This is a genomic window from Streptomyces fuscichromogenes (assembly GCF_014645815.1).
Taxonomy (GTDB): domain Bacteria; phylum Actinomycetota; class Actinomycetes; order Streptomycetales; family Streptomycetaceae; genus Streptomyces; species Streptomyces fuscichromogenes.
In genome coordinates this window covers 380705-399525 of the sequence record NZ_BMML01000006.1, presented here as the reverse complement: position 1 = coordinate 399525, position 18821 = coordinate 380705, and the positions used below count along the sequence as shown (strand labels likewise).

Below are 18821 nucleotides of genomic sequence, written 5' to 3'. Positions count from 1 at the left end.
GTCGTTCATGCAGTCTTGACTTCCTGGGGTCAGAAAGGCAGACCAGCGCGCTTGGCCAGCCGTGTCAGCCTCGGGTTGCTGCGGCGGTGCAGTGAGGTCAGCACCCGCATGAGCTCCTGGCTCGTCGGGTGAACGCGGGCCATCTCGGGAGCGATGTTCCAGGCCTCTTCGAGGGCTTCGAGGGCGGAGTCCCGGTCGCCCAGGGCCAGATGCGACCGGCCCAGGTTCATGTGCAACGGGCCGATGCGGGTCGCGGGCAGTGAGGTGCCCTCCCGGATGAGGTCGTCCGCTGTGTCCAGCGCTCGGCGGTGCTGGTCCATGTCGGAGTACGTCGAGATGACGTGGGTGGCGGTCTGGTCCGGCCCGAAGTGGATGCCGTGCTCGTCGGCGTCCCCGCCGTAGTCCTCGGCCGTCCGCCATGCCGCCCGGATGTGCTCCCCGGCGGCGGCCTCGTCCTTCAGCCGACCGGCCAGCGTGAGCCCCCGCAGGTGCAGGATGCCCAGGCCGAACGCGCGGTCGCGACCCTCCAGTGTGGACTCGGCCTCGACGATCGCGCGGTCGACGATCGCCATCCCGCCCGCGAAGTCTCCCGAGTTGAGGAACGTCCCGGCCTCGTCCCGGGCGGCCACCGTGGCGGCGATCGGGTGAGCACGTTCTGAAGCCAGCCTCTGCTTCATGACGGCCAGTTCGGCCAGGTGCATCCAACGGAACCTGGCGGCGAGCCAATACACCACCGAATACGTGTCGGCGACCCGGGTCCACGCGTCGGGCGACTGTGTGGCGTGCGCGTAGTTGGTCGACTTCGCCAGCACCCCGGGCAGCTCCTGAAGGACTGCCCCCAGTTCGGTGCGGTAGCGGTACTCGTTCAGCCGGTCCAGTTCGCGCGGGAGGTCCTCGGGATGCGGTGGCGGGGCGTCCGGGATGTCGAAGCGCCGGATGGCGTAGTTGAGCGCGGCCAGGCTCGCCTCGTCCGTCCTGGCGACGGGTTCCGTACCCAACAGCTCGTCGAGCGTGAGCCCCATGGCCTGTGCGAGGGACGCGGCGATGCCCTGTGTGAGGGCACGGTCGCCGATCTCGATCTTGCTGAGCAGTGAAACCGACACACCTGCCCGCCGGGCAAGGGCGACCTGGCTGAGGCCGCGTGCCTTGCGGCAGACGGCCACGTTCGTACCGGGTCCGGGAATCCTGATCGCGCTCATCCTGTACGTCTTCCCCGCTCGACGTCCGTTGCGTCCCATCGTCTCACCCCACCCCTCCCGCCCCCGGCCGTTGTGCAAGAGCTGTGCAAGTTGGTTCTGCACAACGGGAGTTCTCTTGGGTGACACACGTATGCCCAGGTGGGACGAGGACTCATGACACAGATTGAGAAGCCAGCCACGATGCTCGACTACGGCACCCTGCCGTACCCGCAGGGCACGCTCGTCGAAGACAGAGCCTCGGGACGCACGGGTGAGCTCCAGGACGTGATCGAGGAACGGCTGAAGGACTCCGGCCGGATCGTCAGCCGGACCGCGTACATCCGCCCGCGAGGGGGTGGCATCGAGTGGGACACCCCTTTGGACCACGTCCGGCGCGCCGAGACCGATTAGGCGTCCCGACGAAACGTGCAGCCCTCGTCGTCCCCGGTGATGTGATCGGTTACGAGGGTCAGTGGCGCAGGGTGAAGACGGTGAAGGCCGACCGGGGACCGATGGGCGGGCTGGCCGTCGTGGTCTCCTGGGAGGAGGGCGGCACCGCCCGCTTCCCCACAGGGGACGAACTCCTCCTCGGCGATCAGGACGCCGACTGACACGTCTTCTCCCCGGTGAGCGGTGCAGGTGGGCACGTCGCCGGCCGCAGAGACTTTGGGCGGGAGCTGCCATGGGGCGAGTGAACAGGGGGCCTTACGCTCGCCAGCGGATCGGGCAGTCTCTTGGGAACTGCCCGCAATAGCCCGATCGGCCCCCTGTTCTTCGAGGCTCGCCCCATGGTGGCTGCCTAAAGTCTCGGAGGCCGTCGACCCCCAGCCCACCACGTCCCGGGCCGAGACGGCTGGTCGACGTTCTCTTCCTCTGGCGTGCTGCGGTGCGGGGCGACCGGCGACCGGACGGGACCGGCGGTCACGCCGCATGCCCGGTCGGGGCGGCCGGGTGGCCCGGCGCGCCGCAGGCGCGCCCTTGAGGAAGTAAAGGCTGTTTCGACCGATGCCGGTTGCTCACGCCAGGGGCGGAGTAACTGCCGTGATTTCAGGCGGCGTTATTGGAGCCACTTCTGTCAAGCCCCGCTGGCATCATGTAAGGACGAGTGACGACCGAAGCGAAGGGAGCAACGCCATGGACTGCCGCGACCCACCCACACCACCGACACGGAGGCATACCCAGGTTGCGCGCCCAGCGTTCCCATGACGATCAACGCACACGGGCCGTCAGACGACAGGCGGCGAAGTTCCCGGCACGGATAGGACCGAAGAGCGCGGCACGGCTCGCACGGCTCCTCGGCCCTCATAACGATGACTGACGACCTAGTCGAGCGGGTTGGGCTCGATCTCTATGCGGTCGAAGTCCAGCCCCTGGCCCCGCTTGCTCGTGGGGTGGATGATCACAGCGGCGAACAGGAAGCGGAAGACGGCGTTCATACGGGCGTAGTCCTTCTCCTCCTCCAGCCGTCGCCAGTTCTTGCGCGCGTCCGGCCCTACGATGCCGTCGAGCACCGCTACGGGCCGCTGCACGGTCCGGCGCTGCCGCTCCTTGATCCTTTCCTCGATGACGCGGCGCATGGACCGGTATTCCGGGGTCGGGATCTCCTTGGACAACCACATCTGATTCAGCTCCGCGAGTTGCGCGGCGTCGTCCTCGTCGGCGGCCACGTCCTGTGACGGCCGGATGGTGGTGGCGGGCTGGCGTCCGGTGATGTCGAGCTTCTCCAGCACCTCAAGCGCCACGTCCCGGGTGAAGGCTTCGAGCGGCTCGGCGGTGATGGCGCGGGTGCAGCGCTCCTGGCCGTAGGCGGCGGCCCGGGTGCACCGGTAGATCGGCTTGATCCGGTTGCTGCTGCCTGACATCCGCATGCCGCAGGTGCACATCACCACCCCGCGCAGCAGGTAGTAGCGGTGCTCGGCAGTGCTCTTGCCGCTGTGCGCAGCCCGGTAGGCGCGGAGCTGCTGAACCTCCTCCCACTGGCCCACGTCAATGAGCGCGGGCCACTCGCCCATGCCGATCCGCTGGCCCCGGTGCATCTGGATTCCCGCCACGTACGGCACGGACAGCAGATTGCGGACCTTGTTGGGCTGCCACTGCGCCCCTTCGGCCGTCGTGAGCTGGCGTGCGTGCAGGTCCTTGGCTATGGCGCTGGCCGTCTCTCCGTCCAGGAAGCGGCGGAAGACCTCCCGGACAACCTCGGCCTCCTCCTCGATCACGGTGTAACCGTCCTTGGCGTAGCCGTAGCGGCGTCCCCCGTGCGGCTTCCCGGCGCGGGCCCGGTCCTCCAGCGCGGCTCGGGTGCGGCGGGAGGTGTCATCGGAGGAACGGCAGGCGTGCGCCACCTCGATACGCAGGATGAACCGGTCGTCCGGGTCCGATAGGTCCTTGCGGTTGGCCTGCCCGTGCAGCACCACGTGCTGATCGTCCGCGATGGTCAGGAGCTTTTCGAGGTCCTTGGGCTGCCGCATCAGCCGGTCGGGGTGGTAGACGATCACATGCCGGTACGCGCCCTCGCCCATCCGCACCAGTAACGCGTCCCAGCCCGGCCGCTTGCGGTTGCGCCGCCACGCGGAGCGGTTGTTGTCCACAAACACATCCGCCACCCGCGCCCCCAGCCGCTCCGCCACCTCCCGGCAGATCCGTTCCTGACGGTCCACCCCCGTCTGGTCGTCGTCCCCAGCCTGCGATATCCGGCAGTAGATCGCCGCATCCTCACCAACTACACTGTCCTGCTTGGAAGTTGCTGGCTGTCGAGTCATATCTAGACTGTATGAACGACCACTGACATTCGTGACATGCTGGAGTACAAAGCCGCCCGGTACGGCCGCACTCTGGTCAAGATCGGCCGGTTCACACCGACCTCCCAGACCTGTTCCACCTGCGGCGCCAAGGACGGACCCAAACCCCTGAACGTGCGGGAATGGACCTGTACCGCCTGCGGTACCGTCCACGACCGGGACACCAACGCCGCGATCAACGTGAAGACGGCCGCCGGACTGGCGGTATCGGCCTGCGGAGCGCCGGTAAGACCAGGAGTAATCCCGGCACAGCGCGAAGAAACAGGAAGCCACGGATTCCCGACCGGAAACCGTGCCGCGTAGCGGCACAGCAACCAGTCAAGGAAGGCCGGAATCCTCGCCCCTTCAGGGCGAGGAGCATGTCAATTCTCGCCCACCTCCATCCTGATCTTTACCTTCGGCATGCTGATCGGGCAGGACCGGCCATACCTCCCCATACGCGCGTCTTCACCGCCCGCAGCGACAGGGTCGCCTCCTGGGGCGGCACCGTCGCCGGTGTGTACTGCCTGGCCTACGCCCTGGCCGGCGCGTTCATCGGGATGGCGACGAAGACCCTCTACCCGAACCTGGCCGACGCCGACCAGGCCTTCGCCACCATCGTCAGGCACGTCCTGCCCACCGGCGTCCGGGGCCTGGTGCTGGCCGCCGCGCTGTCCGCGATGATGTCCACCGCCAGCGGCGCCCTGATCGCCTCCGCGACCGTCGCGAACAACGACATCTGGGCCCGGCTGCGCCGCCGCACGGTGTCCGGGGACCACGACGAGATCAGCTCCAACCGGCTCGCCATCGGCGTCCTGGGCGTCGTCGCCATGGGCATCGCCTGTGTCCTCGGGGACGTCATCGCGGCGCTCACCGTCGCCTACAACCTGCTGGTCGGCGGCCTGCTGGTGCCGATCCTCGGCGGCCTGGTCTGGCGGCGCGGCAACCTGCCGGGCGCGCTGACCGCGATGATCGCGGGTGGCACGACGGTGGTCACCCTCATGTTCACCGACGGCCTGCTCGCCAACGAGCCGATCTACTACGGCCTGCTCGCCAGCCTCGTCGCCTACGTCGGGGTCAGCCTCGCGACCAGGCCGACCGAGGAGGCGGTCCTGGAGACCTGGCGCCGCCGCCTGGCGGGCGAGCCCGCCCCTGCCACCGCGGCCCCCGAACTCAGCGCCGCCTGACCCACCGCCCCCGCATCACGCACCCGCACCGCACCACGCACCGGCGCCCGCACGTGCCCGTACCCCGCCGAAAGGTCCCCCGATGCCCACCCCCGCCTCGGAAGAACTCCGTCTGCGCCGTGAACTCGCCGCCGTCTACCGGCTGGTGGCGCACTTCCGGATGACCGACCTGATCTTCACGCACATCTCGGTACGGCTCCCGGGCCCGGAGCACCACTTCCTGATCAACCCCTACGGCCTGCTCTTCGAGGAGATCACCGCCTCGAACCTGGTGAAGATCGACCTGTCCGGCAACCCGGTCGAGGAGACCCCGCACCCCGTCAACCCGGCCGGGTTCGTCATCCACAGCGCGATCCACGCCGCCCGCGCGGACGCCCAGTGCGTCCTGCACACCCACACCAGGGCCGGCTGCGCGGTCGCCGCCCAGGAGGACGGCCTGCTCCCGCTCAACCAGATCTCCATGGAGTTCTGGGGCAGGCTCGGCCACCACGCCTACGAGGGCGTCGCCCTCAACCTCGCCGAGCAGCGGCGGCTGGTCGCCGACCTCGGCGGCCACCCGGCACTGCTGCTGCGCAACCACGGCCTGCTGACCGTCGGCGAGACGCCCGGCCAGGCGTTCCTGCGCATGTACTACCTGGACAAGGCCTGCGAGATTCAGACCACGGCCATGGCCGGGGGCGCCAAGCTCGTCCTTCCCGACCCCGAGGTCTGCGAGCTCACCGCCCGCCAGCTGACGGGCGAGGAGCACGGATCCGACCTCCAGGACGACCGGGCCGCCGAACTCGCCTGGTCGGCCCTCCTCCGGCTCGCCGACCGCATCGCCCCGGACCACAGGGACTGAGCGCCCCGAAGGGGCGCGGGGAACTGCGCGACCAGCCACGACGGCGCGGCAGACGGCGTATCGCGGCGCCCCCCCCGCGAAGCGGTCAGTGCTCGTGCGGCTCGTCCCGGTGGACCGGCCCGTGCGACTCCTCGCAGTGGCCGTCGTCGTCCAGGGGGAGCAGGTCGCGGTCGCCGGGCTGGGCGCCCTGGAGCACGGCGGCGGAGGCGTGGTCGACCTGGAGGGTGGTGTGGGTGATGCCGTGGTCGTGGCGCAGGAGTTCCTCCAGGTCGCGGCGGACGGCGTGGCAGTCGCCGCCGGGCTCGACCAGGATGTGCGCGGACAGGGCGGCCTGGCCGGAGGTGATCTGCCAGACGTGCAGGTCGTGGACCTCGACGACCTTCGGCTCGGCGACCAGCTTGTCACCCAGGGCGTCCGGGTCGACGTGCGCCGGTGCCGCCTCCAGGAAGATGCGGCCGGACTCGCGCAGCAGCCCGTAGCCGGCCTTCACCATCAGGGCGACCACCACGAGGGTGGCGATGGCGTCGGCGCGGGCGAAGCCGGTCAGGACGACGATCAGGGCGGCGATCGCGGTGCCGATGAAGGCGAACAGGTCGTTGAGGATGTGCTGGTAGGCGCCCTCGACGTTGAGCGACGAACGGTTGGCCCTGGACAGGCACCAGGTCGCGGCCACGTTCACCACGATGCCGACGAGCGCGGTGGCGAGCATCAGGCCGCCCTCGACCTCGGGCGGGGAGACCAGCCGGCGTACGGCCTCGTAGGCCAGCCACGCCCCGAGCAGGAGCAGGGTCAGCCCGTTGGCCTGGGCGGAGAGGATCTCGGCGCGCTTGAGGCCGTAGGTGAAGCCGCCCTTGGCCGGCCGGGCGGCCAGCCGCATGGCGATCAGCGCGAGGACGATCGAGGCGGCGTCGGTGAGCATGTGCGCCGCGTCGGAGATCAGGGCCAGCGAACCGGCGACGATGCCGACGACGACCTCGACCGCCATGAACCCGGTGATGAGGGTGAGGGCGATGGCCAGCCAGCGGCGGTCGGCGTCCGGTGAGACGCCGTGGGAGTGACCGGCGTGCCCGGAACCGTGGTCCTGCCCGTGGTCGTGTCCGTGTCCGTGTTCGTGGCCGTGCTCGCTCATGCTGATGTCTTCCCCCTCGCGACGGGTGCCCTCCCGCAGTGAAACCCACCCGTCCGGGAATCGCCAAAGGCTGCACCGGTGACCGTTGTCATGTCCGATAGTGGGCGGCTGACCTGCGGAAACGATGCGGATCGGGTGAGTGGCGGCAGACGGCGCGCAGAGGTCGGTACGCTGCCGGGGCGCGCCGGGAACCCGGCCCGCTCCGTCGTCGAGGGGCGAACGTGCCGCGTGATCACCTGACCGGTCGCGCGGAGACCTGCGTCCGGGCAGGTCTGTTCGCCGCGCTCGGCACCGTGCTCGCGGCCCTCGGCCATCACACGGTCGCCGAGGGCGCGGTGCCCTGGCGGCTGTTGGGCGCGATGGCCCTCGTCCAGTTCACGGCCGTCGGGCCACTGGCCCGCCGACGCTGCACGCCCGCCGCGACCGTCCTGTGCACGCTGGCCGTGCAGGGTGCGCTGCACCTCGCGCTGTCCGGTGCGGACGGCGGCGCCCCGGCGGCGATGCCCGCCGGGCACACCGCGGCCGGGGACGGGCACGCCTGGCATCACGCCGGGGCGGCGATGACCACCGCCCACGTGGTCGCCGCGCTGGTCGTGGCCTGGCTGCTGTGCCGGGCGGACGCCCGGACGGCGGCCGCGCTCGCCGTGCTGGGCACGGTCGCCGGGGCGGCCGTGACGGCCGTGGCCCGGATGCTGCCGCGGCCGGTCCGTGACAGCGGCCGGACGGCGTCCGTCCCGCCCGCCGGCCGGTGGCCGGGTGCCTTCTCCGAGACGGCGGCGAAGCCGGGGGACGACGTACTGGAGCACGCGGTGGTGCGCAGGGGACCACCGCGCCGGGAGCACCTCCCGTGCGTCACCCGGTCCCGGCGGCTACGGGACCGGTACCTCCCGTACCCGCAAGGAGCTCCCTGTGCCCACACCCATGTCCACACCCATGTCCACACCCACACCCGCGCCCCGTCACCCGGTGGTCCGCGCCGGCCGCCGTGCCGCTCTCGCCGGTGCCGCCGCGCTGACGGCCGTGCTCGCCCTGGCCGCGCCGGCCGCCGCCCACGCGGAGGTCGAGGCCGACACCCCGCGGGCCCTGGCCGAGAACGTCACCCTCAGCTTCGTCTCCGAGGCCGAGTCCGGCACGGCAGGCTTCACCGAACTGCGCGTCGTGCTGCCCGAGGGCATCGCCCCCGGTGACGTCCGGCTCGGCGAGGCGCCCAAGGGGTGGCGGCTGACGGCCACGGGCGACGGCTACCGCATCGCCGGGCCCGCCCTGAAGGCCGGAGTCGACGCCGAACACACCATCAGGGTCCGGCAGTTGCCGGACGCGAAGGAGATCGCCTTCAAGACGGTCGAGACCTACAGCGACGGCGAGGTCTCCCGCTGGATCGAACTGCCCGGCGGCGCCGCGGAGCCCGAACAGCCCGCGCCGGTCCTGAAGTTGAAGCCGGCGGCCCCGGGCGCCACCACCGGCCCGACCGGGACCCCGACGCCCACCCCGTCGCCCACCCCGTCGCCCACCCCGTCGGCCACCGAGCCGGACGCCACCGCCACCGCCACCGGCACCGCCACCGAGGCCGACGCCGCGCGGCCGGACGACAACAGTTCGACCGGCGTGGTCATCAGCGCCGTCCTCGCGGCGGTGGCCCTGCTCCTCGCCGGAGGGTGGTGGCTGGCGAAGCGGCGCGGGACCACGCCGCCGTCACAGGGCTGACCCCCGCCGGTCCGCTACGACGCGCTCGGTTCCGCTGCCGGGCCGAAGCCGCGCAGTTGCCGGATCGTGCCGCCGAGCCTGTCGCGGAACCCGTCCAGCAGCTGCGGCTGGGCGCTGACGATCCACCGGGTGCCGACCAGGTACTTGCCACCGTACCCGGAGGCGGAGTCCAGCCAGGTCTCCTTGAGTTCGTCGGTGGGGAAGGTGGTGATGAGGTAGTCGACCTTCTTCGTGTGGCACACGCCCTGGCGCAGTTCCGAGGCGGCTATGCGGATCTTCGGTGTGCAGCCGGTCAGGCCGGCGATCACCTCGACCTTGGCCGGCGCCACGACACCGTTCGCGGGGGCGTCGGTCACGGCGGTCCTCGACCGCTTTCGCTCGCTCTCCGTGGAGTCGTCACCGCCGCCGCAGGCCGCGGTCAGTGGGACGAACGCCAGGGTCGCGGCCAGCGCCGCGCCGCGCATCAGGCGGCCGGTGTGCTGGACTCGTGGCTGCTGCGACACGTTGCCTCTCCGTCTCCGGGTGGGTCCTGCCCGCGGCCGGCGGCCAGGCGTACGACAAGGGGTACGGGCGAACATCCGGGACCGTTCACCCGGTATGTCACGGTGAGCCCGTACCGGCCTCGTCGCGGCGGGTCAGCGGCGGGCAGGGGGTACCGGGCGGTCGCGGCCGACCGTCAACCGCGCCGGGCGGTACGGCGTGTACGCCGCCCCGTCCAGGCCGAGCGCGGTGGCGGACCGCTGGAGCGCGGCGGGTGTCGCGGCGTCGTCCCACCGGCCGGTGTCGACGCGGTGTTCGAGGGCGTGCAGGGCGGCCAGGGTCTCGGCGGTGGTGAAGGCGCAGTGGCCCTGCCGTGCGACGTACGCCTGCCGCAGCAGCGCGCCGTCACCCGCGGCGCGCACCCGGGCGGCGAAGCGGTTCTCCTGCTGCACCGGGACCAGGTTGTCGGCGGTGGTGTGCACGTCGAGCAGCGGCACCCCGAGTCCCTGGCCCGCGGCGGACGTCCGTCGTGCGGTACGGACCGCGGCGGGATCGGCGGTGACGCCGGCGCCCGCGGTGAGCGTCCGCAGGTCGGCGCCCAGGTCCAGCCCGGCCGTCCGGTACAGGGCGCGGACCTGGGGCGCGTGTTCGGAACCGGCGAGCAGCCGGGCGTAGTCGACGCCCCGGTTCCAGGAGTTGTTGCCGCCGACGGACTGCTCGACGGCGTACCGGCCGCCCTCGACGAACGCCAGGATGCCCTGGGCGAACCAGTCGTACTGCTGCGCCTCCTGGCCCGCCCAGTCCGTCGCGCCGGGCGCGGTCTTTCCGGGGGACCAGGCGGGCAGGTTCAGGAAGGCGGCGGCGAGCGCGATCCGGGCACGGCCCTGCGGGGTCGCCTGTGCGGCGGTGACGGCGGCGGTGAGCGTGTCCGCGGTGGCGGCGGCCTGGTCGGCGGAGCCGAAGCGGACCAGTCGCACGTCCTGCGCCGGCAACAGCAGCCGGGCGACGGTGTACTCGGCGTCCAGCTGGTAGTTGTCCAGGTCCGTCGCGCCCGCGACCAGGCCGCACTGGCCGAGCGCGCCGTCGATCCGGCCGGCGCCGTCCCGGGCCAGCTGCGCGTTCACGAGCCCGCCCATGGACTGGCCGATGGCGAGCGTGCGCCGCGGTGTGCCGATCCTCGCGGTGACCGCGCCGAGGGTGGCGAACTGGTCGCGTTCGGCGCTGTCCAGGGCCCACATCGAGCCATGGGGGTCGTACGACGATCCCGCCAGCGCGTAGCCCTCGGCGAGCAGTTCGGTGCGGACGGCGTCGGTGGGGGCGTCCCTGGCGACGGTCGGGCCGAAGCCGTGGCTGAACAGCAGCAGGGTGCCGTTCCAGTGCTCGGGGACGTCCGCGATCCAGGTGGCGCCGTCGGGGAGGGTGCCGGTGAGACCGCCGGTGACCTGGGTGTCCGCCTCGGCGGCGGGTGCGGGCAGGGCGATGAGGGCCGCCGCGGCGAGCGAGGCCAGAGCGGCGAGCGTGATACGCGGCCGGCTCCGGGAGACGCGCGGACGAGTGCTGACAGCCATGGAAGTGCTCCTTGCGGGTGGGGGCGGGGAGCTGGGCGTGCCGAGTGAAGGCACCGAGGAATGTAGGGCTAATTTCTTACGGCGGTCAACATGGTGCACAACATTTAGGCCTGGGGTGCGGGCAGTTCCACGGTGATGCGCAGTCCGCCGGCGGGGCGCGGGGTGAGGGTGAGCGTGCCGTCGTGTGCCTGGGCGATGGTCTTGACGATCGCGAGGCCGAGACCGACGCCCGCGTGGTCGGCGTGGGTGCGTTCGGTGCCGCGCTGGAACGGTTCGGTGAGGGTCGCGGCCAGCTCGGGGGCGACCTGTTCGCCGGTGTTCTCGACGGTGAGCACCGCGGCCCCGGGGCGGACGCCGGTGCGTACCCACACGGTGCCCCGGCCGGGCAGGTTGTGGACGATCGCGTTGTGCACGAGGTTCGTGGTCAGCTGGAGCAGCAGCGCCGCCGATCCGCTCGCGGGGGTGATCTCGCCGCCGGTCTCCAGGGTGACGCGGTGCTTCTCCGCGAGGGGGAGCAGGGTCTCGGTGGCCTCCTCCGCCAGGAGGGACAGGTCGACGGGTTCCCGGGTGAAGGACCGCTGGTCCGCGCGGCTGATCAGGAGCAGCGCCTCGGTCAGCTCGATCGCCCGGGTGTTGACGGCGTGCAGGCGGCCGAGGATCTCGCCGGTGTCGTGGTCCGGGTCGGCGCGGGCCACGTCGAGCAACGCCTTCGAGATCGCCAGCGGGGTGCGCAGCTCGTGCGAGGCGTTGGCGGCGAACCGCTGCTGTCCGGCGACGTGGGCTTCGAGCCGGGCCAGCATCGTGTCGAAGGCGTCGGCCAGTTCGCGGAACTCGTCGTTGGGGCCCGGCAGCCGGATCCGGTGGGAGAGCGACCCGTCCGCGGCCGTGCGGGTGGCGTCCGTGATCCGGGTCAGCGGGGCGAGCATGTGGCCGGCGAGCAGCCACCCGCCCGCGAGACCGAACACCAGCAGGAACGTCAGCACGACGGCCGCGGTCGGGGCGAAGGCGCGCAGGACGGCGTAGCGGTAGCCGGGCATGAGGATGAGGCCGACGTGGTTCACCCGGTTCAGGAACACCCACGTGGCCGAGAGCAGCAGCACGCCGGCGACCAGGAGGAACCCGGCATAGCTGAGGGTGAGCCGGAAGCGGACGCTCCACCCGGGTGCCCTAGCCACGCCCGCCGTCCTCCTGGTCCCGGCCGGCCGCCGGCGGCCGGCTGTCGATGCGGTAGCCGACGCCCGGCACGGTGGCGATGATCCAGGGTTCGCCGAGCCGTTTGCGCAGGGCCGACACGGTGATGCGCACGGCGTTGGTGAACGGGTCGGCGTTCGCGTCCCACGCGCGTTCCAGGAGCTCCTCGGCGCTGACCACACCGCCCTCGGCGGCCACGAGGACGTCGAGCACCGCGAACTGCTTCCTGGTCAGCGCGACACAGCGGCCGTCCCGGTGGACCTCCCTGCGGAACGGGTCCACGCGCACACCCGCGATCTCCCGCACCGGCGGCCTGCTGTGGCCGCGTCTGCGGTCGAGCGCCCGGAGCCTGAGGACGAGTTCCTGGAGCGCGAAGGGCTTCGTGAGGTAGTCGTCGGCGCCGAGTTCGAACCCGGACGCCTTGTCGTCGAGCCGGTCGGCCGCGGTGAGCATCAGGATCGGCATACCGCTGCCGGAGGCGACGATGCGGGCGGCGACCTCGTCACCGGACGGTCCGGGGATGTCACGGTCGAGGACGGCGATGTCATAGGCGTTGACACCCAGCAGCTCCAGCGCCGTGTCCCCGTCCCCCGCGATGTCGGCCGCGATCGCCTCCAGACGCAGACCGTCGCGCACGGCTTCGGCCAGGTAGGGCTCGTCCTCGACGATGAGCACACGCATGCCGTCGAGGCTACGAGCCTGTACGTATCGCCGGCGTATCGAAATCCGCATACGCGCCGGCAACACGGCGCCGCCTTGGCTGACGGTATGCATCGATCCCCACGACCGGCGGGTACGACGCCCACCCGGACCCCGAGGGCCCGGCGGCCGCACCCGGCGGAGACCGCGACGGGCGGCCCCGTCCGCCCGAACCCCGGTGGTCCGGGCACCGCCTGGCGGGCGCGCCTGGGCCGGGCGGTCCGGGCCGGTACCCGGTCCGGGCCCTGGAAGCGCGGGCCGCTGCTCACGGCGTCGGCGCTGCTGCTCGGCCTGCTCATGCTGCTGCACGCGTGGATCACCGACCTCGCGGGCCTCGGCAGCCTGGTGGAGACCTTCCTGCCGTGGTTCGGCCTGTTCGTCCCGGTACTGCTGGCCGGGGCGCTGTGGCGGCGCTCCGCCGCGGCGGCGGCCGCGCTGGTGCTGCCGGTCACGGTGTGGCTGAGCCTCTTCGGCGGGCTGCTCGGCGACAGGTCCCGTCCGGGCGGCGACCTCACGCTGGTCAGCCACAACGTGGACGCGGGCAACCCCGACCCGGCGGGCACCGCCCGCGACCTGGCCGCCTCCGGGGCGGACCTGCTGGCGCTGGAGGAGCTCACCCCGCAGGCCGAACCGCTGTACGAGAAGGGGCTGGCGAAGGCGTACCGCTACCACGCGGTGCTGGGCACGGTCGGGCTGTGGAGCAGGCTGCCGCTGTCGGACACCCGGCCGGTCGACATCGAGACGGACTACGGGCCGCTCGCGGCCACCAGGCCGGCCGCCGTCAAGCTGGCCTACAACCGGGCGCTGCGCACCACGGTGACCACCCGCCACGGGCCGCTCGCGGTGTACGTGGCCCATCTGGGGTCCGTACGCCTGCTTCCCGGCGGCGGGTTCTGGACGGAGAGCCGGGACCGCGGCGCGAAGGCGCTCGCCGCGGCCGTCGCCGCCGAGCCCGACGAGCGGGTGGTGCTGCTCGGCGACCTCAACGGCACCATGGACGACCGGGTGTTCGCCGGCCTCGCCGCGCGGCTGCGGTCGGCGCAGGACGTGGCCGGGGACGGCTTCGGCTTCAGCTGGCCGGCCGGGTTCCCGGTGGCGCGGATCGACCAGATCCTGGTCCGCGGGGTGCGGCCGCGGAGCTCGTGGGTGCTGCCCGCCACCGGCAGCGACCACCTGCCGGTGGCGGCCCGGATCAGCTGGTGAGCGCCGGGCCCCGCCGGGTCCGGCATGACCCCGCCGCTTCGGGGAACCCGGGAGACGAACAGAGGTCATGGAAAGGCAGACGGAAAGGCAGGAGGGACAGTCATGATCGCCATCGGCATCATCCTGCTCGTCATCGGATTCGTCATGGGCATATCGATCCTGTGGACTCTGGGCATCATCCTGCTCGTGGTCGGCGCGGTCTTCTGGATCATGGGCTCCACGGGGCACGCGGTCGCCGGCCGACGCCACTACTGGTGAGCGGGACCCGCCCCGAAGTCACGGACGAAGGCCCGCACTTCAGTCACGGACGAAGGCCCGCACTTCGCGAAGGTGAGCCGTGCCCGGAAGCGGTAGCCGGTGGGCGTGGTGTCACCGGCGTACGGCACCGGGCTCCGCTCAGCTCCGGGAGTCGTCGCAGAGGTCGAGGATCCTGGTGAACGGCCTGCGGAGCACCACTCCCATCGGCTCCGGGTCCTGCCTCGCGTACCGGGCCAGTGCGGCGCGCGCGGTGTCCGTGTCCGTGCGCGGGTCCCGCCCCGCGAGGACCGACTCCAGGGCGCGCCCGGTGGCCTCGGCGACCGGGAGAAGAGCTGTCCGGGCCCGGGAGAGAGCCGGGGCGGGCCCGTCGCGCACGCTGAAGAACTCGACCTCGGCGGCCAGGGCGAGGAGATGCGGCACCGCCCGGACGGCGCGGTCGATCCGGTCGCCCAGTTCGGTCACCTCGGCGCGGTGGCGCCGGCGCAGCGGATTGAACCGCATCGCCTGCTCCGCCTCCCGGGCCTGCGTGCCGTAGCGGCGCAGCCGGTCCGCCTCCGCCCGCGCCGCCGTCCGGTTGGCGCCCGCCGCGTCCGCTGACCCGATCGCGCGCGTGCTCCGTACGAGGCCCTCCGCCAGGCCGGCCGCACACTCCCGCGCCAGCGTCGCCGCCTCCCGGCAGGGGTCGCGCGGCCAGAGCAACGGAGCGAGGACGGCGGTCACGGCACCCCCCAGCGCGTTCTCCCACAACCGGGCGAAGCCGTACGCCTCCGGCGAGGGATTGGCGAAGACCAGCAGCGAGGTCACCGCGACCTGCACATTCAGGGTCGTACCGGAGCTGATGACGGTCCCGCAGAGCAGGGCCAGCGCCATCACGACGGCGAGCACCAGGGTGGTCGGCCGGAAGAGGCTGACCATGGTGACGCCCAGCGCCACGCCGGCCATCACGCCGAGGATCCTCAGCAACAGGGCCACCAGGGAGGAGGCGGAGTCGCCGCGCAGGCTCAGCAGCGGAACGATGGCGGCGAACACCGGCGGCTGATCGGCACCGGCCCACAGGGCGGTCTGCCAGCAGAGCACCGCGATCACCAGAATCCGCAACGCCGCCGGCCCCTGCACCCGAACCCTGCGACACACCTGCCCCCACGGGGCAACACCCGTCACCCGCCCAACATAGCCACACACCACACGCTCGACACCCCGGGTGCGCCGTGGGTGGCACAGGGCGTGCTGCCCGGGAAGACGGGGCTCTCACTCGAAGGCGTGAACTTCTACCCTTATAGGTGTAGTTGCCGCTGAACGCGTGATTTTGGGCTGCTCTGTCCGGCCTAGACTCCACGCACATGTCGCTGTGGCTGCTCAACCATTTCAGCACGTTCATGCTGGCCGTCGTCACCGTCGGCGGCACCGTCCTCCTGGCCGTCACCGGCAGTGTGCTGCTGCGGCGCAGGTACCCGTCGCTGGCCGGCGGGGAGCACAACGACATGGTCGGGGTGACGCTGGGGATGTTCGGCGCCATCTACGGGATCATCCTCGCGTTCGTGATCGTCACGCTGTGGACGCAACTGGAGGAGACCCAGACCATCGTCGCCTCCGAGGCCACCGACGCGGCGCTCATCACCCGCGATGCCGCCGCGTTCCCGGCGGTGGTGCGGTCCCGTCTCGACTCCGCCATGAGCGGCTACGTGCACGCGGTCGTCGAGGACCAGTGGCCGCGGATGCGCGCGGGGCACCCCAGCTACGGGGCCACCGAGACCCATCTCCGGTCCGCCTTCCACGTGTTGCAGACGTACGCCCCGAAGACCGAGCAGGAGCAGGTCTTCTACGAGCAGACCGTCAGCCATCTCGACGACGTCGCCTCCCAGCGCCGCGCCCGCATCACCATGGCCCGCCAGGAACTGCCCGTGCTGCTCCAGATCCTGGCCGTCGGCGGCGCCCTGGTCCTGGTCCCGCTCACGTTCCTCTACGGCATGCGCAAACTGAGAGTCCAGATCCTGTTCGTGGCCTCGGTCGCCGGGCTCGTCGGCTTCAGCCTGCTCCTGGTCTTCGTCCTGGACCGCCCCTTCGCCGGCGACCTGAGCGTCAGCCCCGCCCCGTACCGGGAAGGCGCCCTCGCCCAGTACTGGACCCGGTGAGCCGTCACCAGCCGACGGCGTCGTCCATCGACTGCTGCCAGTAGGTGACCTTGAGCGAGTCGTCCACGTAGAGACCCTGCGCGGGCAGCGACGGGTGCGCGCCCGTGCCGACGCTCTCGTTGCCGGAGCGGCCCTGGAAGTAGACGGTCAGCGACTTCACGGTGTGGCCGTGCGTGCCGCTGCCGTCGGTGGCGGACAGGTTCACCGAGGCGTAGCCGGACTCACCCGGCGCGAGCGTGACGACCGCCTGCGGCTTCGAGTCCCCGATGACCGGGGGCACGGCCTGCGCCTCGCCGAAGCGGACGGCCGGGTAGCCGTAGAGGTAGCAGCTCCTGCTGCCGGTGTTGGTCACCGTGAGGAGCATGTGGTTCACGGGGCGGGTCAGCGGGGCCGCGACCGTCCTGGTGACGGACCCCTCGCAGGTGACCGGCCGGCCGGCCGCGGCGGGCGTCTTCGACGCGGAGGTGCCGGCCGCGGAAGCGGGGGTGGAGGTGCCCGACACGGAGGACGAGGACGAGGCCGCGGACGAGACGGGGGAGGGGGAGGAGGAGTGCGTGGCCGGGGTGCCGGCCGTGGCGACCTCCTCGGCGCGGACGCCCGTGCCCTCGGAGCACGCGGTCAGGGACAACGCGGCGAGTACGACGGTCGTGGCGGCGCCGACGAGACGGGTGCGGGAGGTGCGGGAGGCGCGGAGGTCGGACATGTGGCTGTGCCCCTTCGGTGTTCGGGTGGCGGTGGTGATTGGATGACCGAAGCCTGCGAGGCGATCTGTCCCAACTGCCAGCCACGGCGGGCAGTTGGGGACACCGGAACGCGAAAATGCGCTCTGGCCAGGGAGGATGTGGTGGCCCTGGAACGCGCGACTGGAACGTGAGGGGACGGGAAACGGGTGTCAGGGGCAACAGGGGCCGACGCGACGGAGGCGTTCGCGCTGCTGCTGCGGGAGCTCAAGGACCGCTCGGGACTGAGCTACGGGGCGCTGGCCAAGCGGCTGCACATGAGTACGTCGACCCTGCACCGCTACTGCAACGGCACGGCGGTGCCCGTCGACTACGCCCCGGTGGAGCGCCTCGCACGGCTCTGCCGGGCGACACAGCAGGAACTGGTGGAACTCCACCGACGCTGGATCCTCGCGGACGCCACCCGAGGAAGCCGAGCGGACCACCCCGCACCGCAGCGACCCGACGGAGAGAAGAAGAACGAGCCCGAGACCGGCGACCCGGCGGTCCCGGGAGGCCCTGGGGGCCTGGCGACCCCGGGAGGTCCGGCGGGGCCGGGAGGCTCGGTGGGGCCGGGGGTCCCGGGAGGTCCGGGGGGCCCGGTGGGGCCGGGAGGTCCGGTGGGGCCGGAAAGTCCGGCGGTCCCGGAGGCCGCGGCGGTCCCGGTGGGGCCGGGAGGGCCGGTAGCGGCGGCGGCCCCGGCGGGATCAGTGGTCCCAGCAGCACCGGCAGCATCGGGAGCACTGGCAGCCTCTGTGGTCCCCGCTGTCGTCGACATGCCGCGCGGGCCCACGGCGGCGCAGCCTCGGCGGCGTACCGTGCTGATCGTCTCCGTCGCGGCGGCCGCCGTCCTGGGGGCCGTCGTACTCGCCGTGAACCTGCCGGGCGGTGGCGCGGGTGGCCGGCGGGCGGCCGGTGACACCGCCGTGATCACCGGTGCGGCGGATGTCGGGAGGACGTCCGCCGCCTCGTCGTCATCGCCGTCCTCGTCCTCGTCCCCGAGCGCGACGGGACACCGGCCGTCCGGTTCCGCCTCCGCCACCCCCACCGACTCGCCGAACACCGGGGCCGGGAGCGCGGGGGGCGGGGCCGGTACCGCCGTCCCGCTCACCGTGAACACGCGGCCCTACGTCTACGACGACCCGTGCAGCCAGCACTTCCTCGTCGACAGCGAGCCCGCACAGGTCGGCCCGCCCGCGAACGAGCAGGACGCCCCGCGCTGGGCCGCGGCCTACGGGGCGGTCTCCTCGGGCGAACAGGAGATCGCCCTCACCGTCCAGGGCACCGGCGCGGAGACCGTCGTCCTGGAGGCGTTGCACGTGCGCGTGCTCAGCAAGGGCGCGCCGCTGGCCTGGAACGACTACTCGATGGGCGTCGGCTGCGGCGGTGGCGTCGGGACCAAGTCGTTCGACATCGACCTCGACAACGGCAGCCCCACGGTCACCGCCAAGAACGGCCAGCGTGACTTCCCGTACAAGGTCAGCGAGTCCGACCCGGAGGTCTTCTACGTCTTCGCCCGTACCAAGGCGCACGACGTCCGCTGGGACCTCACCCTGGACTGGTCCAGCGGGAGCCGCCACGGCACCGTCCGCGTCGACAACGCGGGCACCGCGTTCCGCACCAGCGCCGACGAGGGCCGACCGGGCTACGACTACCCGCTGGGCGGCAGCGAGTGGATCGCCCGGGAGGGCGGCTGACGTCAGCCCCGCTGTGCCGGGGTCTGCTTGCTGCCGTCGGCGACGGCGCGTCGCATCA

At 72.1% G+C, this 18821-nt stretch carries 17 protein-coding genes and 2 pseudogenes; 9 read left to right on the top strand and 10 right to left on the bottom strand.

What is annotated here, in order from left to right:
• Positions 1-29 precede the first annotated feature (29 nt).
• Positions 30-1199, bottom strand: a complete 1170-nt coding sequence (locus IEZ11_RS15930) for a helix-turn-helix domain-containing protein (protein WP_229713041.1) — start codon at positions 1197-1199, stop codon at positions 30-32.
• A 153-nt stretch (positions 1200-1352) separates the two neighbouring features.
• Here IEZ11_RS15930 and IEZ11_RS15925 point away from each other — a divergent pair, with 153 nt between their 5' ends.
• On the top strand, positions 1353-1589 hold the full coding sequence (locus tag IEZ11_RS15925; protein ID WP_189263377.1) for a hypothetical protein: 237 nt from the start codon (positions 1353-1355) through the stop codon (positions 1587-1589).
• A gap of 911 nt (positions 1590-2500) precedes the next feature.
• Here IEZ11_RS15925 and IEZ11_RS15915 read toward each other — a convergent pair.
• Positions 2501-3937, bottom strand: coding sequence for a recombinase family protein (locus tag IEZ11_RS15915; protein ID WP_189263375.1), 1437 nt, complete (start codon positions 3935-3937; stop codon positions 2501-2503).
• Between the two features lie 36 nt (positions 3938-3973).
• Here IEZ11_RS15915 and IEZ11_RS15910 point away from each other — a divergent pair.
• The 3 genes and pseudogenes from IEZ11_RS15910 to IEZ11_RS15900 form a co-directional block, all read left to right on the top strand.
• A pseudogene (locus tag IEZ11_RS15910) lies at positions 3974-4279 on the top strand (zinc ribbon domain-containing protein); the annotation flags it as partial.
• Between the two features lie 72 nt (positions 4280-4351).
• Positions 4352-5142, top strand: a pseudogene (locus IEZ11_RS15905) (sodium:solute symporter family transporter); the annotation flags it as partial.
• Between the two features lie 82 nt (positions 5143-5224).
• Entirely contained in the window at positions 5225-5983 is a 759-nt protein-coding gene (locus IEZ11_RS15900) for a class II aldolase/adducin family protein (protein WP_189263374.1), read from the top strand.
• A gap of 85 nt (positions 5984-6068) precedes the next feature.
• Here IEZ11_RS15900 and IEZ11_RS15895 read toward each other — a convergent pair whose 3' ends face one another.
• Both IEZ11_RS15895 and IEZ11_RS15890 read right to left on the bottom strand, forming a co-directional pair.
• Positions 6069-7112 carry a cation diffusion facilitator family transporter gene (locus IEZ11_RS15895; protein ID WP_189263373.1) on the bottom strand — a complete coding sequence of 348 codons (1044 nt, stop codon included), beginning with the start codon at positions 7110-7112 and terminating at the stop codon, positions 6069-6071.
• 544 nt (positions 7113-7656) lie between these two features.
• A complete protein-coding gene (locus tag IEZ11_RS15890) occupies positions 7657-7968 on the bottom strand; it encodes a hypothetical protein (protein ID WP_189263372.1) in 312 nt (103 codons plus the stop codon).
• Between the two features lie 77 nt (positions 7969-8045).
• On the opposite strand from IEZ11_RS15890, the gene IEZ11_RS15885 reads away from it, so the two are divergent.
• Positions 8046-8816 (top strand): DUF1775 domain-containing protein, encoded by a 771-nt coding sequence (locus IEZ11_RS15885; protein WP_189263371.1) that lies wholly within the window; start codon positions 8046-8048, stop codon positions 8814-8816.
• Between the two features lie 14 nt (positions 8817-8830).
• Here the strand turns inward: IEZ11_RS15885 and IEZ11_RS15880 are convergent, their stop codons facing one another.
• The 4 genes from IEZ11_RS15880 to IEZ11_RS15865 form a co-directional block, all read right to left on the bottom strand.
• Complete coding sequence (locus tag IEZ11_RS15880) at positions 8831-9280, bottom strand: hypothetical protein (RefSeq protein ID WP_189263486.1); 450 nt, start codon at positions 9278-9280, stop codon at positions 8831-8833.
• A 171-nt stretch (positions 9281-9451) separates the two neighbouring features.
• Entirely contained in the window at positions 9452-10864 is a 1413-nt protein-coding gene (locus IEZ11_RS15875; RefSeq protein ID WP_189263370.1) for an alpha/beta hydrolase, read from the bottom strand.
• 104 nt (positions 10865-10968) lie between these two features.
• Positions 10969-12039, bottom strand: a complete 1071-nt coding sequence (locus IEZ11_RS15870) for a sensor histidine kinase (RefSeq protein ID WP_189263369.1) — start codon at positions 12037-12039, stop codon at positions 10969-10971.
• Positions 12032-12736 carry a response regulator transcription factor gene (locus IEZ11_RS15865; RefSeq protein ID WP_189263368.1) on the bottom strand — a complete coding sequence of 235 codons (705 nt, stop codon included), beginning with the start codon at positions 12734-12736 and terminating at the stop codon, positions 12032-12034. Before IEZ11_RS15865 ends, IEZ11_RS15870 begins: the two co-directional genes overlap by 8 nt.
• Before the next feature lie 87 nt (positions 12737-12823).
• On the opposite strand from IEZ11_RS15865, the gene IEZ11_RS15860 reads away from it, so the two are divergent.
• Positions 12824-13957: an endonuclease/exonuclease/phosphatase family protein gene (locus IEZ11_RS15860; RefSeq protein WP_189263367.1), complete on the top strand. Its 1134-nt coding sequence runs from the start codon at positions 12824-12826 to the stop codon at positions 13955-13957.
• A 102-nt stretch (positions 13958-14059) separates the two neighbouring features.
• Positions 14060-14215: a DUF6131 family protein gene (locus tag IEZ11_RS15855; protein WP_189263366.1), complete on the top strand. Its 156-nt coding sequence runs from the start codon at positions 14060-14062 to the stop codon at positions 14213-14215.
• Between the two features lie 138 nt (positions 14216-14353).
• On the opposite strand, the gene IEZ11_RS15850 is transcribed toward IEZ11_RS15855, so the two are convergent.
• Complete coding sequence (locus IEZ11_RS15850) at positions 14354-15313, bottom strand: FUSC family protein (protein WP_189263365.1); 960 nt, start codon at positions 15311-15313, stop codon at positions 14354-14356.
• A 242-nt stretch (positions 15314-15555) separates the two neighbouring features.
• Between IEZ11_RS15850 and IEZ11_RS15845 the strand changes: the two genes are divergently transcribed.
• Positions 15556-16347, top strand: a complete 792-nt coding sequence (locus IEZ11_RS15845) for a bestrophin-like domain (RefSeq protein WP_189263364.1) — start codon at positions 15556-15558, stop codon at positions 16345-16347.
• A 4-nt stretch (positions 16348-16351) separates the two neighbouring features.
• Here the strand turns inward: IEZ11_RS15845 and IEZ11_RS15840 are convergent, their stop codons facing one another.
• Positions 16352-17050, bottom strand: a complete 699-nt coding sequence (locus IEZ11_RS15840; protein ID WP_189263363.1) for a DUF4232 domain-containing protein — start codon at positions 17048-17050, stop codon at positions 16352-16354.
• Positions 17051-17236: 186 nt separating this feature from the next.
• Here IEZ11_RS15840 and IEZ11_RS15835 point away from each other — a divergent pair, with 186 nt between their 5' ends.
• Positions 17237-18763 (top strand): helix-turn-helix domain-containing protein, encoded by a 1527-nt coding sequence (locus IEZ11_RS15835; RefSeq protein ID WP_189263362.1) that lies wholly within the window; start codon positions 17237-17239, stop codon positions 18761-18763.
• Positions 18764-18821 lie beyond the last annotated feature (58 nt).